This window comes from Rhodococcus sp. 008, from assembly GCF_001682295.1.
In the GTDB taxonomy this organism is placed as follows: domain Bacteria; phylum Actinomycetota; class Actinomycetes; order Mycobacteriales; family Mycobacteriaceae; genus Rhodococcus_F; species Rhodococcus_F qingshengii.
Genome location: NZ_CP012749.1, coordinates 4,703,058 through 4,725,072, shown reverse-complemented (window position 1 = coordinate 4,725,072; position 22,015 = coordinate 4,703,058). Strand labels below are relative to the sequence as shown.

General features: G+C 59.8%; 27 protein-coding genes. 5 read left to right on the top strand and 22 right to left on the bottom strand.

Going from position 1 to position 22,015, the window contains the following annotated elements:
• The first annotated feature begins 39 nt into the window (after positions 1 to 39).
• The 4 genes from AOT96_RS34785 to AOT96_RS22025 all read left to right on the top strand — a co-directional run bounded on the left by AOT96_RS34785 (position 40) and on the right by AOT96_RS22025 (position 3,090).
• The gene (locus AOT96_RS34785) at positions 40 to 657 is read left to right on the top strand and encodes an ImmA/IrrE family metallo-endopeptidase (RefSeq protein ID WP_073512796.1); all 618 of its coding nucleotides are present in this window, start codon (positions 40 to 42) and stop codon (positions 655 to 657) included.
• Positions 654 to 2,429 (top strand): recombinase family protein, encoded by a 1,776-nt coding sequence (locus AOT96_RS22030; protein ID WP_083197654.1) that lies wholly within the window; start codon positions 654 to 656, stop codon positions 2,427 to 2,429. Before AOT96_RS34785 ends, AOT96_RS22030 begins: the two co-directional genes overlap by 4 nt.
• 266 nt (positions 2,430 to 2,695) lie before the next feature.
• Complete coding sequence (locus AOT96_RS35370; protein WP_156778969.1) at positions 2,696 to 2,848, top strand: hypothetical protein; 153 nt, start codon at positions 2,696 to 2,698, stop codon at positions 2,846 to 2,848.
• A 47-nt stretch (positions 2,849 to 2,895) separates the two neighbouring features.
• Positions 2,896 to 3,090 (top strand): helix-turn-helix transcriptional regulator, encoded by a 195-nt coding sequence (locus AOT96_RS22025; RefSeq protein ID WP_156778968.1) that lies wholly within the window; start codon positions 2,896 to 2,898, stop codon positions 3,088 to 3,090.
• 56 nt (positions 3,091 to 3,146) lie between these two features.
• On the opposite strand, the gene AOT96_RS35365 is transcribed toward AOT96_RS22025, so the two are convergent.
• On the bottom strand, positions 3,147 to 3,533 hold the full coding sequence (locus AOT96_RS35365) for a hypothetical protein (protein ID WP_197523603.1): 387 nt from the start codon (positions 3,531 to 3,533) through the stop codon (positions 3,147 to 3,149).
• Here AOT96_RS35365 and AOT96_RS35360 point away from each other — a divergent pair.
• Complete coding sequence (locus tag AOT96_RS35360; protein WP_156778966.1) at positions 3,526 to 4,161, top strand: hypothetical protein; 636 nt, start codon at positions 3,526 to 3,528, stop codon at positions 4,159 to 4,161. The genes AOT96_RS35365 and AOT96_RS35360 overlap by 8 nt on opposite strands.
• Here AOT96_RS35360 and AOT96_RS22015 read toward each other — a convergent pair.
• From AOT96_RS22015 to AOT96_RS21920, 21 genes are all read right to left on the bottom strand, one after another.
• Entirely contained in the window at positions 4,130 to 4,465 is a 336-nt protein-coding gene (locus AOT96_RS22015; protein WP_065352293.1) for a phage tail fiber protein, read from the bottom strand. The genes AOT96_RS35360 and AOT96_RS22015 overlap by 32 nt on opposite strands.
• Before the next feature lies 1 nt (position 4,466).
• On the bottom strand, positions 4,467 to 4,796 hold the full coding sequence (locus tag AOT96_RS22010; RefSeq protein WP_065352292.1) for an LtfC-like domain-containing protein: 330 nt from the start codon (positions 4,794 to 4,796) through the stop codon (positions 4,467 to 4,469).
• On the bottom strand, positions 4,796 to 5,047 hold the full coding sequence (locus AOT96_RS22005) for a hypothetical protein (RefSeq protein ID WP_065352291.1): 252 nt from the start codon (positions 5,045 to 5,047) through the stop codon (positions 4,796 to 4,798). Before AOT96_RS22005 ends, AOT96_RS22010 begins: the two co-directional genes overlap by 1 nt.
• Positions 5,044 to 6,708 carry a DUF7257 domain-containing protein gene (locus AOT96_RS22000; RefSeq protein WP_065352290.1) on the bottom strand — a complete coding sequence of 555 codons (1,665 nt, stop codon included), beginning with the start codon at positions 6,706 to 6,708 and terminating at the stop codon, positions 5,044 to 5,046. Before AOT96_RS22000 ends, AOT96_RS22005 begins: the two co-directional genes overlap by 4 nt.
• Entirely contained in the window at positions 6,686 to 7,051 is a 366-nt protein-coding gene (locus AOT96_RS35355) for a hypothetical protein (RefSeq protein WP_156778965.1), read from the bottom strand. Before AOT96_RS35355 ends, AOT96_RS22000 begins: the two co-directional genes overlap by 23 nt.
• Positions 7,048 to 7,425 (bottom strand): hypothetical protein, encoded by a 378-nt coding sequence (locus tag AOT96_RS21990; protein ID WP_197523602.1) that lies wholly within the window; start codon positions 7,423 to 7,425, stop codon positions 7,048 to 7,050. Before AOT96_RS21990 ends, AOT96_RS35355 begins: the two co-directional genes overlap by 4 nt.
• A 14-nt stretch (positions 7,426 to 7,439) precedes the next feature.
• The gene (locus AOT96_RS21985; RefSeq protein WP_065352288.1) at positions 7,440 to 7,703 is read right to left on the bottom strand and encodes a hypothetical protein; all 264 of its coding nucleotides are present in this window, start codon (positions 7,701 to 7,703) and stop codon (positions 7,440 to 7,442) included.
• Positions 7,703 to 8,455, bottom strand: coding sequence for a peptidoglycan recognition protein family protein (locus AOT96_RS21980; protein ID WP_065352287.1), 753 nt, complete (start codon positions 8,453 to 8,455; stop codon positions 7,703 to 7,705). Before AOT96_RS21980 ends, AOT96_RS21985 begins: the two co-directional genes overlap by 1 nt.
• A gap of 9 nt (positions 8,456 to 8,464) precedes the next feature.
• Entirely contained in the window at positions 8,465 to 10,045 is a 1,581-nt protein-coding gene (locus AOT96_RS21975; RefSeq protein ID WP_065352286.1) for a Gp37-like protein, read from the bottom strand.
• A complete protein-coding gene (locus tag AOT96_RS21970) occupies positions 10,046 to 10,855 on the bottom strand; it encodes a hypothetical protein (RefSeq protein ID WP_065352285.1) in 810 nt (269 codons plus the stop codon). It abuts the gene before it with no gap.
• On the bottom strand, positions 10,852 to 15,255 hold the full coding sequence (locus AOT96_RS21965) for a phage tail tape measure protein (protein ID WP_065352284.1): 4,404 nt from the start codon (positions 15,253 to 15,255) through the stop codon (positions 10,852 to 10,854). The genes AOT96_RS21970 and AOT96_RS21965 overlap by 4 nt, the downstream gene beginning before the upstream one ends.
• 18 nt (positions 15,256 to 15,273) lie before the next feature.
• The gene (locus AOT96_RS21960; RefSeq protein ID WP_065352283.1) at positions 15,274 to 15,678 is read right to left on the bottom strand and encodes a DUF7426 family protein; all 405 of its coding nucleotides are present in this window, start codon (positions 15,676 to 15,678) and stop codon (positions 15,274 to 15,276) included.
• 247 nt (positions 15,679 to 15,925) lie between these two features.
• On the bottom strand, positions 15,926 to 16,354 hold the full coding sequence (locus AOT96_RS21955) for a DUF7426 family protein (RefSeq protein ID WP_065352282.1): 429 nt from the start codon (positions 16,352 to 16,354) through the stop codon (positions 15,926 to 15,928).
• A gap of 21 nt (positions 16,355 to 16,375) precedes the next feature.
• Positions 16,376 to 17,704 (bottom strand): SGNH/GDSL hydrolase family protein, encoded by a 1,329-nt coding sequence (locus AOT96_RS21950; RefSeq protein ID WP_065352281.1) that lies wholly within the window; start codon positions 17,702 to 17,704, stop codon positions 16,376 to 16,378.
• 138 nt (positions 17,705 to 17,842) lie between these two features.
• Positions 17,843 to 18,592, bottom strand: a complete 750-nt coding sequence (locus AOT96_RS21945; RefSeq protein WP_065352280.1) for a phage tail tube protein — start codon at positions 18,590 to 18,592, stop codon at positions 17,843 to 17,845.
• Complete coding sequence (locus tag AOT96_RS21940; protein ID WP_065352279.1) at positions 18,589 to 19,050, bottom strand: phage tail terminator protein; 462 nt, start codon at positions 19,048 to 19,050, stop codon at positions 18,589 to 18,591. Before AOT96_RS21940 ends, AOT96_RS21945 begins: the two co-directional genes overlap by 4 nt.
• The gene (locus AOT96_RS21935) at positions 19,047 to 19,370 is read right to left on the bottom strand and encodes a hypothetical protein (RefSeq protein ID WP_065352278.1); all 324 of its coding nucleotides are present in this window, start codon (positions 19,368 to 19,370) and stop codon (positions 19,047 to 19,049) included. Before AOT96_RS21935 ends, AOT96_RS21940 begins: the two co-directional genes overlap by 4 nt.
• A 311-nt stretch (positions 19,371 to 19,681) precedes the next feature.
• Complete coding sequence (locus AOT96_RS21930; protein WP_065352277.1) at positions 19,682 to 20,020, bottom strand: hypothetical protein; 339 nt, start codon at positions 20,018 to 20,020, stop codon at positions 19,682 to 19,684.
• Positions 20,017 to 20,166, bottom strand: coding sequence for a hypothetical protein (locus tag AOT96_RS35350; RefSeq protein ID WP_156778963.1), 150 nt, complete (start codon positions 20,164 to 20,166; stop codon positions 20,017 to 20,019). Before AOT96_RS35350 ends, AOT96_RS21930 begins: the two co-directional genes overlap by 4 nt.
• A gap of 5 nt (positions 20,167 to 20,171) precedes the next feature.
• Positions 20,172 to 20,594 carry a hypothetical protein gene (locus tag AOT96_RS21925; RefSeq protein WP_058226532.1) on the bottom strand — a complete coding sequence of 141 codons (423 nt, stop codon included), beginning with the start codon at positions 20,592 to 20,594 and terminating at the stop codon, positions 20,172 to 20,174.
• Between the two features lie 229 nt (positions 20,595 to 20,823).
• A complete protein-coding gene (locus AOT96_RS21920; RefSeq protein WP_065352276.1) occupies positions 20,824 to 22,005 on the bottom strand; it encodes a P22 phage major capsid protein family protein in 1,182 nt (393 codons plus the stop codon).
• Positions 22,006 to 22,015: the final 10 nt, after the last annotated feature.

The following is a 22,015-nucleotide window of genomic DNA, read 5'->3' as shown; positions in this document are numbered from 1 at the left end:
CATTCAAACAAACCTATCCGCGGGAAGGAGGACCACCGCATGCCCCACAGCCCTGACTCCACAGTTCACCACAGCATTCTGACCAAACTTCGCGCACTCGTCCCCCACCGGCACTTGTCAATCGAAGAAGCACTACGAATCGCCGAACTCCAAGCAACTCACTTGCTGGCCCTGCAACACATCGACGAAGCACCTGTGCCGTCTGAGGTCATTACAGAATTGCCGAAGCTGCGAGTCGAGTACGCCAACACCCCTGTGTCTGGAGCGTGCTTCTGGGACGGCCACGACTGGGTCATCGAGCTCAACCCCCGGCAGACACACACGAGGCGACGCTTCATACTTGCCCACGAGTACAAACACATCATCGATCATGGCCTCGCGGGATTCCTGTACCCACCCCAAATCTGTAGCCACGGACTCGATCACGCCGAGTACGCGGCCGACTACTTCGCCGGCTGCCTCCTCGTCCCCAAAACACAGCTCAAAAGAGCGTTCGCACACGGAATTCAGAGCCTTCACGACCTTGCCCGTCATTTCGACGTGACCGAACGCGCAATTGCGACTCGCCTGAAACAAACCGGCCTCAGCGATCCAACCCCGCGGTGTATGGACCGGCATCACCAACAACATAATTCAGCTGAAAGGAATCTCATATGAGAAATCTGTCGCACGACAGCCGAGCCGTCCTCTATCTCCGCGTCTCGACGAAGGACCAAGCGCAACGAGGCGGAGAGCTTGAAGGGTTCTCGATACCCGCCCAGCGAGAGGCATGCCGCAGGAAGGCCGAATCGATGGGCGCAACCGTCATCTCCGAATTCGTCGATGCGGGAGAGTCTGCACGGTCCACCGACCGGCCCGAGCTACAGCGGATGCTCCTAATGCTGAGCTCCGAGGCAGTCGATTTCGTCATCGTTCACAAAGTCGACCGTCTCGCGCGCAACCGAGTCGACGACGTCGAAATCAATGTGGCGATCCAAAAGACTGGTGCTCGACTTGTTTCCGTTACCGAAAACATCGACGAAACGCCCAGTGGCATGCTCATGCACGGAATCATGAGCTCGATCGCCGAATTCTACAGCCGGAATCTTGCCAACGAGGTTGTGAAGGGAATGCAACAGAAGGTCCAAAGCGGCGGAACCACGGCCCTGGCTCCCATCGGATACGAGAACGTGCGCAAGGTCGTTGGAGGTCGAGAGGTGCGTACCGTTCAGATAGATCGAGAGCGGGCGGAGCACATCGTCTGGGCATTCTCAGCGTATTCCTCCGGGGAATGGAGCCTGAGAAACCTTGCAGCAGCGCTCGAATCACGTGGATTAGTCCAGAAGGCGACCGCGAAACGAGCTGAACGCCCCCTTCGACCCAATCGACTGCAGACAATTCTGCGAAACAGGTACTATCTCGGGTTCGTCTCGTGGAAAGGCGTCGAACACGTCGGGCAGCACGAACCCCTAGTGTCACCAGAGGTTTTCGAGCAAGTTCAAAAGGTTCTCGATGCTCACCGCCAGTCTGGTGAACGTCCGCAGAAACACCACCACTACCTCATTGGCTCGCTTCACTGCGCTCGCTGCGATTCGAAGATGATCTACTCCGTGTCCAAAGGCAACGGCGGCGCTTACCAGTATTTCGTATGTCTCGGTCATCACTCCAAAACGTCCGACTGCGCCTTGCCGTATCTGTCGGTCGAGACGGTGGAGAAACAAGTTGTGACAGCCTGGCATCGAGAAAAATCAAAATGGAACGAACTCGCTGTCCGCGCCATCGAGTCAACACTCGCGGACGACCTCAGGGCGCATCGAGATGAAGCGGCTCAGCAACACGGTGCTTTCACACGACGCATCGAGAAGATCCAGCGAGAACGCCTGCAGTGGGCTGAGAAGGCCATGGACGGCTTAGTGCCAGATGACATAGCGCGCAACAAGCAATCGCAATTGGGACGTCAGCTCGGATCTCTACAGGAACAGCAGGCTCTGCTTGATAAAACGAACGCCGACTACTCTGGCACGTTAGCCCGCGTTGCGAATCTCATCCGTAACTGTGGTGACATCTACGAGCGCGCAAGCGACCGGCTGCGAAGGGACCTGAACCAATCCTGGTTCAACCAATTGCGCGTCGACGAGACCGATGGTGACGTGAGCGTTTCCGCCACCGATCGGACGAGGCTTATGGCTACCCTGCATCAGGCGGGGCCGGGTGTCATCCACGCGCCAACGATCGACAGTCCCCCGCCGCGCGACATCTCCCTCAGCACGTTCTTTTCGGACAACGAAAACGGCGAGGACCGTAGTCCTCGCCGTATTTGTCGTGTTCGTGGTGCTAACGAACACCTTTTGGTGGAGCTAAGGGGACTCGAACCCCTGCGAAAACAGGGCATACACGCAGGTCACGATATATTTATTGCGTCTTACGTGACTGTTGACGCAATCGATTGACCAGCGGTTATGGACGCCTATGTTGACGCGGTCAACACCCTCTCCACTCGCACACTTGTTCGATACCTGGTAGCGTCGGCACTGTTGGCAGGAGACGGAAGGGAAGCCGTCAAAGATCGCCCGCACCACAACTGAATAGTTCGATGCCCACCTGACTCATTCGGCAGCACAGGTGGGCATCGGCATTTCCTGGGCTGAATCACCCCCACTTGTCATGCACCCGATCGGGTGCTAATGTTGTGTCAACACCAACAAGGGAGACCAACATGAACGCCTACCGAATCACCGACAACACCGGCACCGAATTCCTCGTCATGGCCCACACCACCACCACCGCCCACACCACAGGAACCGAAATCCTCGCAGACTTCACCACCAACTACGGTGAACGCAAAGTCGCCACCGTCTCCCCCATCTAGCCGGGAGGCCCCTCCGGGGGCCACCCCGCTCGCCCGAAAGGCCCACCGTGACCGCCCGCTACATGTCCATCAAAGACATCGCCGAACACGTCGGCCTGACCGTCAACGCAGTCAAGGCACACCACCTGCGCGGGAACCTCCCTGAGCCCGCAGTACAGATCGGCCTCACCCAAAGCATCGGATTCGGATGGTCAGTTGAAGCGATCGACGCATGGAACGCCGTGCGACCCCGCCGCTCCTGAAACGACAAAAGACGCCCCACCCTCGCAATGAGGATGGGGCGTCAGTCGTCTAACGGTCACACAGGTACAACACGCAGATACGTATTCGCGCCAGTCTTGACTATGCGGTTGGTCGAGGTGCCAGAGTTCACCCATCCCTCGACAGTTAGCAGATCCCCATCAACGACAGACAGCGCGAAACTGCCAGTGAATGTAAGTCCGACACCCGAGCCTTTCGTCCAGACGACGGAACCATTCTTGAGAACTCGCCAGTCCTTCTGGGTAGTGCCGAGCGCACCCCATTCGGACCCAACTTCGATGGTGGCGTTACCCGAGCCATTAACACGCAAGGCGTTGCCGGTGACGGTCGAGTTCGATCCCGCCGTCCACGGCCCAACCTCTGTCCATGTTGAAGACGGCAGCGTCTGGTCGCCGTTCTTCGTCACCGACTGCTGGATGAACATGTTGACCGTGACAGCAGCATCGGCTGTACCAGAACTGGATGCGCTGGCGGTAATCACCGAACGTGCAGTCGTCGCAGCGGTCGCGGTACCCGAACTGGACACAGGTGCCGTCATCGTCGCAGCCGGCCAAGCACCAACACCAGCGATACCCTCACAGGTCACCGCCGCCGTGATCGGCGCAACAGGCTTCACAATGACAGCAGCGGTACCGATACTCGAAACGCTCGACGCCAACGAGATCGACGGGTTCACCACAACACTCGCAGTACCCGCACCAGATGCAGGGGCCTCGATGAGTTTAGCGAACACAGCGAGAGCTTCACCCACACCAGACACAGACGCCGTGAAGACAGCCACACCGGACAAGGTCACGCCCGCCGTACCGTCACCGACAATGTTCATCGGGTACACCGGAGTCGTCACCAACACCACTGTCGCAGTGCCAACGCTGATTGCTGCCGCATCGATCGATACAACGAACATCGGTGCAGGCGGAAACGCAACCATCTCACGAGCAGTACCGGGGAAGATCACTGTCCGTGTGTCGGACGCCGGGAACGCAACCCTCCCGACATCCGGTCCCGGCCACCTCACCCTCAGGCCTGCGTGTAGCTGGGGTTCAGCTTGAACTCACCGGACGGGGTGACCGTCGCGTCGGGGTTGTCGATGATGTCCCGCAACGTCGAACCACTCCACCGGCACACATGCGTGACCGTCGTCGACGATGACACGGCGAACGTCAACTGCGAACCTGTGACAACGCCACCCGACGCGGCACCCCACGTGGTGGTCTGCCGCGCATACGAACCGTTAGTCACCTCGTTCGCCGTACCGCCCGCGCCGGGATCAGCGGTGTGCAGGCTGTACGACGTTCCGAGCGACGCCCAGTAGTCAGCCATCGAGTTCTTTGTTGCTGTTACGGAAAGTGCCATGTCAGTTAGTCCTCACTGTGATCATGTCGCGTCGGGCCTTACCGACAAAGAAGGGGTAGTCGTTAGTCGTTGAAGTGGCACCATTCGGATACGAGATCTTCATCTCGTACTTGGTGCCATTCGGAATCAGATCCGCCTGTGCAGCTTCGACGCGAAAGGTGAGGGTGTCGCCGTCAATCTCGCCCGCCCAGATGGTGCCGTTCTCCCACTTCACTTCCACGACAGTGTCGGGGATCAGCGGGGCACTATTCTGAATCGGGTCCGGGATCCAGTCGTATCCAGTCCGAAGGTTGATGTCTTCGTAGTACGGGGTCCAGCCAAGTCCCGCCATCACTCCCCCTCCGCTTCGAGAGCCTCGATGAAGTGGTCTTCAGCGTCCGCAGTAAGGTCCGCCTGCGGGTCGACCACAACTTCTGGGGTGACAGCGATGTCCTCGATCGGATCAGGAGTCACAGAAATACCGGACTTGGACATCAGATCCCCGTCTCGATCGTGACCGGAGATTGTCAGCCAGTTCTCACCCGGATTGAACTCGGCGGTGAATGTTATGCCGTCGAGTCCGTCGACAGTGAATGTGCTCATAGGTCTTTCGCCTTCCACTCGTTGACGCCCACAGACGGGACGGAGAAGTAACCGAAGATTGCGCCGCGGTGGGTGGAAGCAGTCTCGAACGCTGCACGCCGGAACGCCGCGCCCTTACTCGCCTCACTCGTCGCGTCCGTCCACGACAACACTGGTGAACCGTTTACGTACGCCGTGAAGTCCGTTTTCCCTGTACCGACATCGTCGGTAGCGCGAAGCTCGACCAGGTCACCGTTCGCCCACGTTCGGGTCGTCGAATTCTTTGTCACACCAGCAGGGTTCGCCGCAGAGTAGGCGCGGATCTCGATCAACCCGAAGCGGATACCGACCGCGACGAACCGAGTCATATCGGGGTTCGATCGGACCGCTGCCTGCGCCCGAGGATTGTCCTCGGTATCGGCATGCGACCTGTCGAACGCGTCGATCTTCACCGACACCGACATCGTGTCCGTCGCCAACTGCGAGGAATACACACCTTGCGACCGGTCCTCGACGCGTGCAGTGAGGTTTCCGCGGTTGATGCGCTTGCACTGGGCCACCCCGTTGATGATGTCCATGCCAGTCCCGTACACCGCCCAGTTCGGGCCGAGCGTCGACGAGTTCGCACGGTCGAACAAGTCGACGAACGTCAACTTGATCAGACCCAGCGACTGGCCCATGAACATCCACGGCACCCACGTCGATGTGTTGTCGAGTTGCGCCGGCGTGAGCGTCATCGGGGGCGCTGTCTCGCCTGCCCTTGTCATTGCGAGACGGGACGGGAACACACCGGAGATAGCGTTTTTGCGGGCCGTCTGCATACCGAGTAGGTGCCGTTGCGTGTTCGCGCTTCCGGTCTGCACGATGCACACCGCGAAGATATCGCCCTTAGCCGCAACGATATCCACGCCGAGAGAGATCGTGATGTCCTGCGCGCCGAGACCGAACTGCGTTTGAATGTTCGCGCCAGTCGGCGAGATCCAGATCAAAGTCAGGTTGCCATCAGCGAGACCAGATGCGGTTTTGCCCATCTTGTAGATCCCGACGCGGACGGTAGCTTTCGTCGGCTGATTCTGTTCCGCGATCGTGAACCCGACCGTGTTGTAAATCCGGGCACGAGTGGCGTTGATGTAACCGAGGTCCAACCGATTGATGGCCGTTGTGTACACAGGCTCAGCCCAGACGATATCGGTATTCACATCGGTGAGTTGATGACTGTGCGCGAAGCTCTCGCCACCGAGCTCATCCTGCGTCTTACCTGACACTCCGACTGGGATCGGTTTCATGTCGGAGAACGGGAACACCGCATCATCGACCGGATTCAACGACACATACAACGGAACATCAGTAGGGATGTCCTCAATGCTGGCCTTCGTTCCCAACGCGAGGTTCGCCTCAGCGATTGCAGTCGAGTTGGCGATGTTCGCTTCCTCATTAGCAGCGGCCAACGCAGCAGCGGCAGCAGCATCGTCGACCGCCGTCATCGCAGTCTCCTGCGCCTGCACCGCCTTCTGCTCAGTCCCACGCAGGCGATCAGCCAACGCATCGAGATTGAAGATCCCGAACGTCAACCCGTCGAGCGCGTCGAAGATCATGCCCGCGATCCACCCCAACAGACCGTTCGGGAAGATGCCGGTGATTCCAGCTTGGCCGGCGGGTTTACCGGGGGGCAGCTTCTCCATCAGCACTCACCCCCCTCGGAACAATCTCCAACTCAGCAGGCGGAGCAGGAACCTGAATACCATTATCCGCCAACGTATTACGCAACGTCGCAATGTAAGTTCGAGCAGCCAACTGCCAACGATCCAAATGATCAATCACACTGTCACGCTCGGCAACTTTCTTCTCGAGTTCAGTGGTCCGTGCATCGGCCTTATCGGCCCGTGCATCCGACTTGTCCAAACGCACGGACAGCGAATCGATATTCTCTTGTGGTGCCCGCCTCCACGCAGTAACAGCACTCGCAAGCGACGTACCGAACGCGACAATCAAAGCGAGGAGGACACCTAAAGAATCAGAGCTCACCCACCTACCTCCTGATGTGCCCTGGTCATCCCGAAGTGAATGCCAGCAATTCCTATAGCCACAACACCGAACACGATCGGCGCAGGAGGCTCAGATAAAACCGAACCAGAAATGATCGACACTCCGTAAAACATCCACCCGAAGATCCCGACGATGTGCGCACCAACAGCCCACCTCCCCCACACCGCTGCGGACGCCAACAAAGCGCCAGTCACCATGAATACGACCGGCCACACCGGACCGATCGACTCGATGACCACCACCAATGTTTCCTGTCCCGGAGGAAGCGGACGCCGAACCCACTCAGACGGGCCCAGGTAGATAACCCCTACCGAGATGGAGATCAAACCCATGATCAGGGAAACGATGCGCACCCCTGACATACCCTTCACCCCTTGGGGGCCGTAGCAAGCGCAGGAAGGTATTGCTTCAAGAACGCATCCACCGCAGGGTTCGCAAGAACCTTCGTCACACCCGCAATGATCGGAACCGCCGACGCCAACGCCGTCGACTGCGTAGTCGTCGAAGCATCAGTCAACGCAGCCAACACCGCCGGCAGAATCGCGATCAGAAACGCCACCACCGTACGAGCAACAGCCCGCCACGGATACTGAGACTGAGTCGCCTCATCAACCTTCGAATGCTCACCCATCACTTACCCTCCAGCTTCGTCAAACGTGCCTGGATGTCGGCGAGCGCATCAACCACAGTCTTGCCACCTAACTGCGGCCAACCCTTGAACTGACCCGCATCACGCTGCTTCATGCCACACAACTGCTCGCGGATGTCCTTCACATCGGACACAACCGCATCCATGTACGTCTTGAAAGTAGCGAAATCCATGTCACCCTCCTCGGGCTTGGCGTTGTTGTTGATTCGAGCCTGAATGTCTGCGCGGAACTTATTCATATCCATCCCGCCCGGATCCCACTTGCCCTGTGCCGCACCAGCCCACTCCTTGTGGCCGATCGCATGCGAGGCAGGCTGACCGACCTTCCGGAGGATCGCAGCGCAGCACCGCACATACGCCTCGTACTGCGCGGGCGACCAACCTTCGGTGCCGTTGTTCTCCGCCTCGATGCCGATGGTGCGTTCATTCGCGCCATTCGTCGGTAGGCCCGGGTATGACCCGCTGCCGGCATGCCAGGCGACACCCACACCGACTACGGTGGCGACACCATCTCGGGACAGGTGGATCTGCGAGCACAAGCCGAGGCTCGGATGGTTCGCGATGTAGCCGGGGTTATTGCCGGGCGGGTTGTTGCCGGTGTGGTGTGCGACGACACCCCAAATGGTGCCCATGTCGCCGTGGCCGCGGTCTTTCCAGCCGGGGTATTCGACGACTTTGATTCCCTCGGCACGCAAAACATCTGCGAGCCAGACGGGATCTCCTGTCCAAGTCATGCGTTTCTCCTAAGTTGAGTTGGCGACAGCGCGGAAAATGCCCGCATACTTTTGGATGCGGGCGTACACCTTTTCCCACGCGTCCTTCACCGGCAACGGATCACCCAAAGTGACCTCATGCACCATGTGCCCATCACGGTTGTCGACGATCTTCACGTTCGACACGTGCTTCTCGATCACCACACCGTTGTCCCACAGCGTCATGACATCACCGACCTGGAACCGTCGAGGGAACGAAACCTCTACGCCGTCAATGATTTCGGTATCAGCGCCGAAGGTGAGCCCGCGACCATCCGCGCCGCCAGGGATGACCTTGATCTTGATGGACTCCGACCCCGAATTTTTCTTCAGCGCAGCGAGCCCGTTCGCCCAACCATCAAGCGAGTAGGCAGCAGTGTTGTCGCCGAACGCTTCCGCGAACGCATGCTCACCCATCTCATCCTCGAGCTCTGGATCCCAGAACTGTTGGAACGCGAAGAACACGTTGTCGAACAGGTCGCCGATGATGTTGCCCAAACCCAACCCGGGGAGGATCGCGTTCAAGATCAACTGCAACGCGAAGTTGGCGCCCCACTCGATGACCTGATTCAGGATCTCGGGCGCCTTCCCGCCAATGAGAACGCGGGTAGCGGTGACATGGTTTTCGGTTCGCTCAATCCAGATGATCTGGTTGCCGTCTGTGCGCCACTGCATGTACCGGCGGTCCCGTTTGGCGTGCGTGTTGAACACGTAGCCGGAGCGGGTCATCTTCCCCCACTCCGAGGGGTTGGTGAGACCGAGAACATTGCCCGGGTTGCTGAAGTTCAAAAAGTTGTCTGAGGTGTAGTCGAATACCGATTGCAGCATCGAGAGGGTGTGCGTGTTGAACACATGCGGGGATGTAGTGCCGTCAGACGGCGACCACAAGTGAATCGACAGACCCATCTCGTACGTCTCAACGGTCTGCTGAAACAGCTCATCCAACTGGGTCGCTCGTGCAGCGAGCACACACATCTCGTCAGGTACCTCGCGAGCAATGTCGAGAAGGTCATCCAACGTGTCGATGTCGTCGAGATCCGGTAGTTCCGGTGAGGTCTTGCGGATCGGGAGCGCCCCGTACACCGGGCGCCGCAGCCGCGTGAACACCTTCGCGACATACTTTTTGAACACCTGGTCCGGTGGACCCCAGTCAACATCCTGCTTACCGGTCAGGTTGATCTGAATCTCAGGCGGCAGAGTGTTGTTCACCCACGCCAACGCACACACGAGCCAAAACAGATTGGACACACATGTCAGTTGGATGGTGTAGCGGCCGGGTGGGCCGGCGACCGCAGCCGTCAACACCCTGCCATCCCACGGGAGACCATTCACTGAGGTCCGAATGTGGATGACCTTGCGCCGAGGATGCGACAGATACGCCGCCGCCGGATGATCCGACATGATGTTGATCGTCGCGAACGTCGGAATATTCCAGTCGTACTCGAACGTAGTGCCTGGCATGTACGAGCCGAGCGGACGCCATTGCAACGCATCAGGCGACCCGAATTCGATATCGAACCCCAACTCATCGGTCGTGTTGGGCCGCGCATATCCAGGCATGAACACCGACATTTAGATGCCCTCCCAGAATAGTTGCGGCACTGTCACCTCCACGGAAGTCGCCGCAGTAGTGCCAGTGCCTTGGATAGTGATCGGGACAGTTCGGATACCGGCTGGGATCGTCTTGTACCAACGACGATTGATGAACGACTTGTCCACGCCGTTGATGTCGGTGATCTCGAACCAGTCCGGATCGGTTTCGATGGTCCACTTGTCGCCGGCCGCGATAGTCGGTAGCGAGACGAGTTCGCCAGCCCAACCGATCTTCGGGAGCGTGATCGGGCCCGTGATGACGATGTGCGGCCACACCGCCTCATCCGACTCCGACTCGATTGCCGCGGTGGAGAACTGTGCGGGCGTGAACTTCTTCACGACCGGGTCTCTCCGCCACCACGTTTCATCCGACCGCAAAGTCACCGGATCTTCGAGCACCAACCCGTTGTCCTTCAAAGCTGTGATGTTCAGCGGTGGAGGCGTCTCGGACAGTCGCACCACCTGAAACTTGTCTCGCCCCGTGTCGGTGATGCAGTGGAACGTTCCGATTTCCTTGCCCCGGCCGAGGGAGTGGCGCCACAGTTTCCCGAGCGCCACCCCATCAGCCCGCGGAACAGGCCCGAGTTTCGCGACAAGACCAATGAAGTTCGGGTCATCATTCCTGGCAACCCAATGCACGCCAGCCTGCCCGACATTCTGCTGATCGTCGTGCGTGAACTTCGCACCTTCAATCCCTGTCGGGTCCGCCCGAAGAGAAACGGGACAGGCCGGATCATTGAAGTCCCAGACTGTCCCGTCCCAGCATTCGAAGACATAGCGTCGGCTCATAGCCTGCCCTTCATGATTGCGATGTCCGCCATGCCGGTAGCGGGGTTGACATCAACCTTGACGTTGATGGGTTCCTTGTTCTTGACGGCTTCCAAGATGCCTTCGAGGATCGGTGCGACCTCGTCCGTGAACTGACCGAACCCCTTCTCCAACTGGGAGGAAGAGTTGGCGCCAGTGTCGAATTGGCCGGTGAACTTACCGTCCGCATCGAAGCCACTGGCGAGCGCGAATGCTGCACCAACACCGAACGCCGCAGCGTTATACGCAGCAGCACGACGACCATTCGCCGTCGTCGGCACCTTCAACCCCGGCTTCTCCCCCACATAACCACCGAAGCCAGTGAGTCCACCGTCAGCCATCGGCACCAACTCGTACCCGAACCGGCGCGCAGTCTCCCGAGTGATCGCGACTGAACGGTTCCGCTTCGACGGGGCATGCGGAATGTAGGACTCTCCGCCTGTTCCCTTCTCCGCGAACCGAATCAAATCCGCACCATCCGAATACAGGCCGGCTTGGTCGGGGAGGTTCATGCCGCCGTTCTCGAACACCTTGAACCCGCCAGACCAGATCAGGTTCGGATCCTTCCCGGCAGCATCCGAGGTTCCACCAGCCGGCGCCGCCGCGGGTGCAGGCTCAGGCGCCGAATACGACGACGACGATGTTCCGGGCCAGTTGGTGACAAACACCCGCTGCCCATCAGTCGCCAACGCAGCACCACTGTCAGTAGTGCCAACAGTCATCTGACCGTTACCGCGAGCATTCGACGCCGCGATAATCTCGTCCGCCTCAGCAGCCTTCACCGCATAATTCGAACCATCCGCAGTACCCGACTGCTGCACCTTCTGTGCCGCCTCAGCCTCCGACATGCTGTTGTAATCGAAGTCGTCGAGCTTGTCGTAAAACATGCCCGCCGCACGAGTCGGATCCTTCCGGTCCTCCAACGTGCCCCAACCACCGTTATCGCGCTGCTGCATGATGCCGGCGTTATCGCCATCCATGCCGTGGTCGAGGTTCTGCAAATCGGTTTCAGCGAGGGCGGTCATGACCGCGGCCTTGATGCCCTTATCGCTGATGCCGCGGCGCTTACCTTCCGCGATCACCTGATCGGCGATCTTCTCCCGCTCAGTACGATTATCCGGAGCAGCAGGAGCCGCATCCTTACCCGCACCCGACGGCGCACCCAACGGTTCCTTCGACGCCGCATGCACATGGTTCTCGTGCTGCTGCATCGTCGCCGCACCATAGAACGACGGATCAACAATCTTCCCGTCCTTGATGTTCCGAGTGAACCGCGGATCCGAGTAGATCAACTCCGCCAACTGCGACTGGTAGTTGTCGGCGAGGTAGTTCGCCCACGCCAACTGCTCATCGGTGTTGCCGGAGCCGTTGGAGTAGTCGACTGCCTTACCTTGGCCGTGGTAGTCGTTGGTGTCTCGGTATGACGAGGTGAGTTGCAGTCCTGGTGCGTGTTGGGATGCGATGCCGGTGAACGATTCGACGACACCACCGTCAGCCATCTTGATGGCGTCAGGTCGAACAAGGCCGAATCCGAAGCGGCGAGCCACATCCTGCAAGATCGCCTCCGAGCGTTTCCGCTTCGACGGCGCCCCCGGAATATAGGCTTCCCACTGCGTTTCACCTTCCGCATACTGCACCGGCCCAAGCGGAGACTTCGTGTAGATGCCCTGCCCGGAACCCTGCTGAATGTGCGCGGTGTCGATCATCCCGTCCGCACGCGTACGCACACTGCCGTCAGCCTGCCTGAACTGAGGAGCAACCGGCCCCTGCTGACCCGACGCATTGAAATCGCGCTGAGCCTGCGCCGTCCGCTGCGTATCAACCAACACCACAAGGTTGCGCGGCTGATTGATCCATGCACGAAGCGCAGCTTCCGTTTCGTCAGTCGGAGCGGTGACCTTCACAGTCCCATCAGGCAGATGTTCGACCGTGAACCCCAGATGGGTGAGGTTGTCCTCAGCCTCCTTCGTCAACGCTTGCGTGTGGACTGTCTTCGAGTCCGGGACGCCGATGACCTTGTCCTTCAACGCGTCCAACTCGTACTTGGCTTCTGGCATGCCGGGTTGGCGGATCGTGGTGTCCACGAACTCGGGCGTCAACCCGAGCGTCGCAAGGTACGCAACCGCAGCCTGATTCGACATACCCGTCGCCATGACCTGCCCGAGAAGGGCGTCATAGTTTTCGTTGTACTGCCCAGTCAACGCTTCGACAGTGTTGCCAGCTTCCATACCCGTCTTGATCTGGGTTTGAAGCTTCTCAGACATACCCTTCAGGCCGTCGTCCATCTTGACCTGGGCCTCGTTGTTGCGATCGATCGAACCAGTCCAGTTCTCAATCTTGATCGCAGCACCATCAGCACCAACACCGATATCAGCGATCGCCTTGTTGACCTTCGCGGTCTCGTCGTTGAACGCGGCCGACAGTTTCATATCGCCAGCGAACTCGTTGAAACGGTTCTGCGCCGCATCGAGACCAGGCACCAACGTGTTCTCCACGAAATCGGCGCCCTGATTCAGGCCATTCTTGATGCCCTCACCAGTCTTCTCGGCAGCGTCAGCCATCCCATTCAGCTTGTCCGACAGGCCACCAACACCCGCATCGAAACCAGGAATAACAAGACTGATCACCGACGACAAGGTGTCGAGGCCGCCGACCATGTCAGCGAGCGACCGCAAGATACTGACCGACATGTCCGCGCCGGCACCAGCAAACTCCGCGAGCCCACGCATACCGTCCGCAACGAACCCGAGCACAGCCTTCGCGCCCTCGAACGCACCATTGCCGACATCGATGAAGAACTGGATCACACCAGCACGGTTGTTTGAGATGTTGTCGGCGAAGTCCTTGATGTACGGGCCGAATGCTTGCGCGAGAGCGGCTTTCATCCCATCCGATGCCACGCTGATGGAGTTCATTGCGCCCTGCACTGATGTGCCAGCGTTGTCGCCCATCACGTTGATCGCACGCCACGCCGCACCCTCATAGTCATTCATCGACTGAACGGCCGTGGTGAGGTCGAGTTTGTACATCGCGTTGCCGAGGTCTTCGGCTTTCGTTCCGAACAAGCCAACCGCGACAGTGTTCCGGACTACGGGGTCTTCGATCTCACGGATCTTCGTAAGTAGATCCGTCATACCCTCAGTGCCTTCTGCGCCGCCCTTCGCGATCTTCGCTGTCATCTCTTCGGCATTCATACCGAGCGCCTCATAGGCTTCTGCTGCTGCCTTCGACCCATCGATCGAACGGATCGCGAACTCCTTGATCGCATCCGCCGCCGTATCCGTATCGCGTGCACCGTTCTTCACAGCCTGATTCATCAACCCGAACGCTTCAGCACCGGAAAGGCCGACCTTCGCGAACTGAACCGAGTACTCAGTGACCGTGTCAACCAAATCCTCGGACGCGTTCAATCCCATCTGTGAGCCTTTGACGAGCAGGTCGAAGGCGTCCTGCACGTCGACTGCGAAACCGGACTTCACTGCGTTACCGGCTGCGCGGGCGACGTTCGGGATGTCTTCACCCATGATCGTGGCGACACCGTCGAGACTGTTGATGATCTTCTCAGCGTCCCGTTGCGTTGCGGCTGGGTCCAGGAGTCCGTTCGCGAGTGCGGCTTTCGCGGTCGCTAGGTTGCCCTCGATCGATTCACCGAACGCGTCGGCGTAGGACTCACCTGCTGCGAGACCGAACTTCCGTGCCTGCGCTTCCGTAACACCTGTCTGCGCCTGAAACAGGTCTTGATTCTGCTCCTGCTGCATGCCCTCTTGGATGGCGGCAGCGAGCGCCGCGCCAGCCGTCAAGCCGATGACAGCGACACCAAGCAAAGAGCCGGCGATAGGGCCGGTCGATGATGCGAGGTTGCCGATCGTGTCGGTGAAGCCGGACAGGAAGTTTCCGCCAGCCTGATCGCCAGCGCCAGCACCGCCGTCACCTGCCTGCCGATACAGGTCATCCAGGTCGCCTTGAGCGGCCTGCAAATCCTGCCGAAGGCGGTTGCCCAGTTCGATGTCGTTCAGCGCACCGGCAGCCTGCCGTGCGCCGGCACGAATTTCGTCGATCCCTCGTGCAGCGTCGCGGGCCTCGTTGAGGAGGCGGTCGTTCATGTCGATGTCGTCGACTGACTGGTTTGCGCGTTGCGCGTTGCGTTCCAATTCTTGGATGCGTTGCGCGGCTTGCTGCGCCTGCCGGTCCAGCTGGCGGTTGATTTCGACGGCTTGTGCTGCTTCTCCTGCGCGGGCGGCGGCGCGGGTGATGTCCTGGAATCCGTTGCTGATCCGTTGTGTGGATTGCCGTGACTGCTGCTCGGATCGTTGGGTTCCCTGGATGAAGCGGGAATCGTCCAATGTGAGTCGGGCTACCAGTTCGCCTACGTCAAGCGCCAAGGGTCAGCCCTCCAGTGTTCAGGTTTTCGGTTTGATCGTGGCGAGGAACTCGGTGGCCTGTTCGAGGTCGACGAGTTTGCCGAGTTGCGCTAGCGCCCAGTGCGCTTCGCCCATGTCGGCGGTGAAGCCGTAGTGGATGATTGCGGTGCGGCCGGCGTGGAAGATCATCGGCCAGGGCAGGTCGTCGGCGACCATCTCGTCGTAGACGCCGCCCGACCATGCTTCGGTTTCCGGGTCGATCTCGGCGCCGAGGATTTTCAGTGCCTCGAACACCTGCTCAACTGGCGGTACACCTTCCGCGATGACCTGCTTGCGTAGGCGTGCAGCCTCGGGGGCACCAGGTGCGGGCACGGTGTACGTCTTCCCGCGGATCGGTAGCTTCAGATCCGGGTCGAAGAAAGTATCCAAATCTTTGTAGGCCATCAGACTGCTTTCGGGTGTAGGGCATCCCAGAGGTTGGTGCCTGGGGTGGATGCGTAGTGGTCGATGCGCAGTTTCAGCCACCGCCACGTACGGGCGTCGAGGAGGCCGGATTCGATGTCGTGTCCGTTGGCGTCGAGGTCGAGTTCGATGTCACGCCAGTGGTTGAGGACATCAGTCCACGGACGATCGACAGTTTCGTCGACGTGCGTTTTACCGGGTGCCGTGTTGTACCACTCGCGGATTCCGGTTACTTCGTCGTACGGGCCGCCGCCAGGATCATCCGGTCCATAGGTTCCCGGTGCTGAAAGATCTTGCGGGCTAGGGTCGCCCCCACTCTCGATTGGTTCGGGGGTGGGGGCAGGGGATTTCCCGCCAGCACGCCACCAGCCGACTCCCACACCTGTTGCGCCCGCTCAGGCCTCAAAACAAAGGCCATCGCAACGCGCCCAGCGAGAACGATCTTCGGCCACGAAACGCCGGCGTCGACCATCTCCTGGTAGGTGTCGCCGAGAACGTAGATGATTTCGGCGCGTTCCTGCTCATCATCCAGCCGAACTTCTGAACTCAACAACATCATGATGTGCAGGCCTTGTTCGGCGCTGCATGAGATCCGGAACTCGCGCCCACCAATAGGCAGCACAAGTTCCGGGTCCATGAGTTCTGCGAGGTCACGCATACAACAGCAACCTTTCACAAGTTAAGCGAACCGAGGCACATCGCCCTCAACCGCACGAATTCGATCCACAGTCATCGTGTGCGAGGCATCGAAAGACCCCGACCACTGCGGACTGATCTGAATCACCAACAACGTCCCCGGACTGTCAATCCGCTTCGTCAGATAAAGCCAATGGAACCGTCCCCGACTAGTCGAAGAAATGTCCTGCCGGCGCTGAGTGGTCGAGCCACCCTGATCACGCACAGCCAAACCCACACTGGCGATCGTGTTCGTTGCTGGAACAAACACCCGAATCCCCACTGTGACCAGCTTCCCGGACACCAAACCCTTGATACCCAACGAAGCCGGTGACGCCGAGAACTGCGCCATCGACGCACCAGTCGCCACCGCAGTCAACTTCAATGCATGTGTGCCGGTTTCGAAGTTGACGGTGTCCTTTTCCGCCAGGCAGTTCGTCAGCGTCCAACCATCCGGGAACGCCGGATCAGTCCACGTCGCGAACTCGGTGTTCGCGATCAACGACCGCCCAGGTTCGAGGAAGTACGACGGACGCTGAGTCGGTGCCGGGGCTGCACCGTGATACTGCAAAGCGCGCATGACAGTGTCAGCCCACAACACGCTGCCGTTCGGGGCTGGCGCATCAGATGCAGTGGTCGGGTGAATCCCGTCGCTCTTGGTGTACGCGACGGGATTGCCGGTGTCGGTGAACGCCTGATGCACGTCGATGAACCCGTACCCGCGGCGAGCGGCGAGGGCCTGAAGCTCGGTTGCCTTGATGCTCTGCCACGTCTCACGCCCCGCGGTGAAGCTGGGGTTTTGGGACATGATGATCACGCCGGCGTCCGGGTAAATCTGGGTTAGCTCTTCGGTGAGGATGAGCACGTTGGGGCGGAACGCGGCACGCAGGTTAGCCGATGACACGTCGTACAAGTTGTGTGAATGGGACACCATGATCAGGTCAGGTGGTGTGGCGGTGAGCGATTCGAATGCTTGAGTGAATCGCTCACCGATGAAGTTCAGTGTCGAGAATCCCGATACCGAGCAGTTCCACATGGTGATCGTTGGGGGCGTTGGTGCGGTCCCTGTTTGGATGACGGTGGCGGCATCGTAGGTTCTGCTGGTGTCGTTCCACAGTCGGTAGTTGACTGTGTATTTGGGGAATTGCGCTGCCAGTGCTTGCGTTTCGAGGTAGATGTGTTCCGCTGGTTCGTTGCCGGTGGAGTCTCCGATGTAGAGGATGTCGACGTTGTCTGTTCCTCGGTTCAGTTTCGAGAGCATCCGGGTCGCGTTGGCTGATGCTGTCGAAAGGATCTCGTGCCCGTCCGAGATGCCTTTCGTGATGTCATCCACCAACTCTTTCGTTAGGCGGGTAGCCCCACTCACAATGTTCGGTCGAATAAAGTTCATGGAACTACCCGCCTTCCTGCGGTCAAACGATTACCAGGGTCGGCCCGATCACCGAGGTGGACGACCCGATGATCGAGCTACCTAAGGGTTTACGACTACGGTCAGCGCTCCACCGGTCAGTGCGGTACCGTCGCCGCTTACGACGCCGCCAGGGACAGTGACCGACCAGGTCGGCGCCGTGCCGGAGGTCGTGAAGTCCGCTGCCACGTAACCGTCATCGAGGGCGACCAGAGCAGCCTTGATTGCAGCGGCGGTCGCGTTGTAGGCGAGGGCCGTGGTGGTCTTGCCGTTCCAGGTGAGGGTGAAGGTGCCTGCGGTGGCTGCGCCGACGCCGACAGTGAACACCTGCTCGCCCGAAGGTACGAGGGGCTTGACGATGTCCTGCGGCTTGCCGCGGCCCCACAACGTTCCCGAGAACGTCTGCAACGAGTTCTGATCCGATGCCGGATCATCCTTGAACTCGACAGCGCACGTCGCCTGGTATGCCTCGTCGATGTCGTCGCGGCGGTAGATGCGGGCAACAACGAAGTTGTCCTTGCCGGTCTTGCGACCCAGCTTGCGGAGCAGGTTCTGGCCCGGGTCGTCGACGAAGCCGGTGGTGTCTTCGCCCTTGCGCTTGCCTGCGAAGGGGATGGAGAACGCGAGGCCGGTGGCGATCTGCGACGCGAAACCTTCGGAGTCGATGTCGGAGTCGTCCTGCATGGCGCCGGCGAATACTGGTGTGGCGTTGGAGAGTCCGCGGACTCGGAGGAATGTGGTTCCGTCTTCGGATACGTCGAGGATCCAGTCGCGGCCGAGTGTTGAGGCGAGGGATACGGTGGGTGTGGTCATGGGTTTGCTCCTGGGTTTGTGGTGATGGTGTACGAATCGGGGCGGGTGTAGCGGTTGCTGGCTTCCAATGCGGCGGGGCCGCGGATGTGGCGGCGGCAGTTGAGGATGTTGATGCCCGCCCACACGGTGTTGCTGCGTTCGTGGAGGGTGTCGTCGATGGCGCGGAACACTGTGTCGGCCATGCGTTCAACTGCTCTCACGTCGAGGCCAGCAGCCCGGAAACGTATTTGGACGTAGTAGTCGGGGGTTGCTTCGTCCTTCGATCGGTCGTCGTTGTAGACGTTGATGAAGATCGCGTTGTCGGGTTTGTCTCGGAGTTGCCCGAAGAACACCACCGGCAGTGCGCCGGTTGGGTAGGTGGTGAGGTTCGGCTCCCAGCGTGCGAGCCCGAGGTTGGTGAGGTGTTGGGCGAGGGCTTCGAGTAGTTCGACGGTGTCCGGTGCCCGAACGAGTGTCATCCGAGTTGCCTCCGTATCGCCTCAGCGATGATCCGCCCCACGATGGGGGCTTTCGCGATGCACGCGTTCTCGAGGAACTTCGCCTCACCGTCCTGATGGTGATAGCCGAGTTCTTCGTGTTGCTTCGCGGCGTACGGCTTCGAGTAGTAGACGACTGCTTCGAATCCTTCTGCGGCTGTCGTGCAGTCGTTTCGGAGTTCGCCGGTTTCTTTCGGGGTGCGCTCGATTGACTCTTGCTTGATGACTTCAGCGGCAGCGTGTAGTCCGTCGGTGATGGCGGAGCGGACTGGCTCGATCGGAAAGTTCAGAGCAGTACTCATGAGCGGTCTCCTGTGTACAAGATGAGCGCTGTAACCATCGACGGCGCCAACAAGATCCCGAGGAATCCAATGAGTTCGACAATGCTCATTCCATGCTCCTACCGTTCACAGTTGATTCCCGGGATGCAGCAGCAGGGAAGACCGCCACACATATCGAGGTCCTGAGACTCGTACTCGTCCAACCACTTCTGAGTCACGTGCTTCTCAGCCATCCGGGCGGAACCGTTGCGGCGCCGATGCCCTCGCGTGTGAGGTCGGCAGCAAGCCCAACCCGCCTTCGCGACACCAAGCAAGCCAGCCATGCCACGCTCCTAGGTCAGATCCACGCTGTAGAAGTTGGGGGTCAAACCGTTGCCGTCGTCATGGCGTTGCTCCGCCAACACCACAGCCGTGCGTCCACCAAACTCGGGCGGAAAAGTCACCAGCGAGCCGACAGGAATCAGCGCAGTGGTGACATGCATACTCACCCTGGCCTCGGAGATGACCTCCGAACCATCAGCAGCCTTCACCAACTTGCGTTTCGTGGTGATCTTCCCGAGCACAGTCACCGCCGGATCGAACGCCGGCTCGTACGGGCCTTCGCCCGCATGCCGCTGCACCGAAACCGGCCACACAAACCACACCTTCGCGATCTGATCAGCGACGCTCACGGACCCACCGCCTCACGAATCAGGAAATGCGCGTACGCAAGACCACGCCGATACCCGCGAGACTCAGTCAAATCATGATCCGGATCGACCCGATCACCATGAGATGCGTTGATCTCGGCGTCGATAGCGGCAAGTGCAGTGTCCATCGGGTTCACCATGACTGCACCGCCGACGACGCGAGACCCGCCAACCGCAAAATCCGCAACGCACCAGGCGCCAAAAACTTCAGCGCATTCATGCGATCTGGAGCCGTCAAATACGTGTCATACGACAACGATGCACCATCAATCGCGGTCGTCGTCAACCGCGGCTCCTGACCGCCGGCGCCCTTGATCGGATCATCACCCGACGCCAACCACGCATGCACTTGCGCGCACGTCGCTTCCTGCATCGCCTCCGACAGATCGTCATCCGAGGGCTTCCCATTGGGGAGGGTGTCGTAGATGTCGCACTGGCATGCGGTGCCGACGAGGCCGGATGCTTCCCGCAGCATTGCAGTCACCTTCGCGGGGGCAGGTTCAGGGGTTTCCCCCATCCATGTTTCCAGTTGATCGGCGGTCGCATAGACGAGCACGGATTCTCCTCGGGGTGTTGATGGTTGGTGCGCAGGTACCGGATTTCAGGTCCGGAATTTGACGCGCTGCTACAGGGCCGAAAGGAACCCGGCATTGGAAACCCCAAGCGGCCTTCACACGGGCTAATGACGATTCACCGGGCGTGTGTTTGACGCACCAACCATCAAGCGTTGGTCCCACCAGCCCCGAGCCGCACAGGAAGGCGACTCGGGGGGTGGGCATCAGGTGTTACGCCTGAGTGACCGCGAACGATCCGCCGGTCAGGCCCGAACCCGAGCCAGTCAGCGAACCGGGAACCGTCACCGTGTACGGACCACCAGCAGATCCGGTGACCGTCACATCAGCAGCAGCGATCCCGTCATCGAGAGCGACGATCGCAGTCTTCACAGCCGCCGCGGTCGCGTTGTACGCGATCCCAGCGGTCGTGCGTCCACCGACAGTCAGAGTGAACGTGCCAGCTGTGGCAGCACCGAGAGTGACGGTGTAGCTGATGTCACCGAGAGTCAGCTTCACTGCACGCTTCAGGCTGAACGTGGAGTTCGGGTCCGCGTAGTCGTCGGGATCAGTGACAACGTTGATGCCGAAGAACGTGTCGAACACGCTGCGGTTCACCATGTGCGTGGAGTCGTAGTCACGAACCCAACGCAACGCGATGCCGGCGTACGAACCAGATGCCGTGTCGACGCCACCCAGCGGCGAAGCGGGAACGCGGTACACAGCCTGGAAGGCGCTGCGGTGGAACGCGAACGCTTCCTGCGGGTGGATGCTGTTCGACACGACGATCTGGAACCCCGCGACAGAACCGATGGTTGCATTACGGAGCGCGTTCGCATCGCCAGCCTGATCTGCCTTGCGGAACTGATCCGACAGCAGGATCGACGCTTCCACCGCCGTACCGACGAGGAACACTCGATCGGTCTGAGGAACGTGGTAGTCGTTCAGTTCCTTGCGGGCCTTGACTGCGGCGGCGTAGAAGTCGCTACCGATGGCGATCAGCGAGTTCAGCGGATACGACGCCGACGTGATCTTCGATGCGATCTTGTCTTCGAGGCGTTCAGCGACAGAACGGGTCTGCGGCAGGACAACCTGCTCGGTGAACTGGTCGATGTCGAGGGTCAGCTCTTCGTCGGTCAGTTCGATCGCGTTGTACGGGTGCTGATCGAGCTTCACGTCGACCTTGAATTCGTTCAGGTCGGAAATCTCGATCGCGGCGGTCTTGTCTCGCCACGGCTTGTCCTTCGCGACCGTGCGGCCGGCGACACGGATGCTGACGGTGTCGTTCTTCGGGGACCGGCTGGAGAAGTGCTGCGACGCATCGGAGGCGACGATGCTCGGAAGAACTACATCGCGTTCGAGGACGCCGAGACCGGCAGAGAGGATCTGCTCGGCCTTGAGGATGGTGTTTGCCATGAGGTGTGCT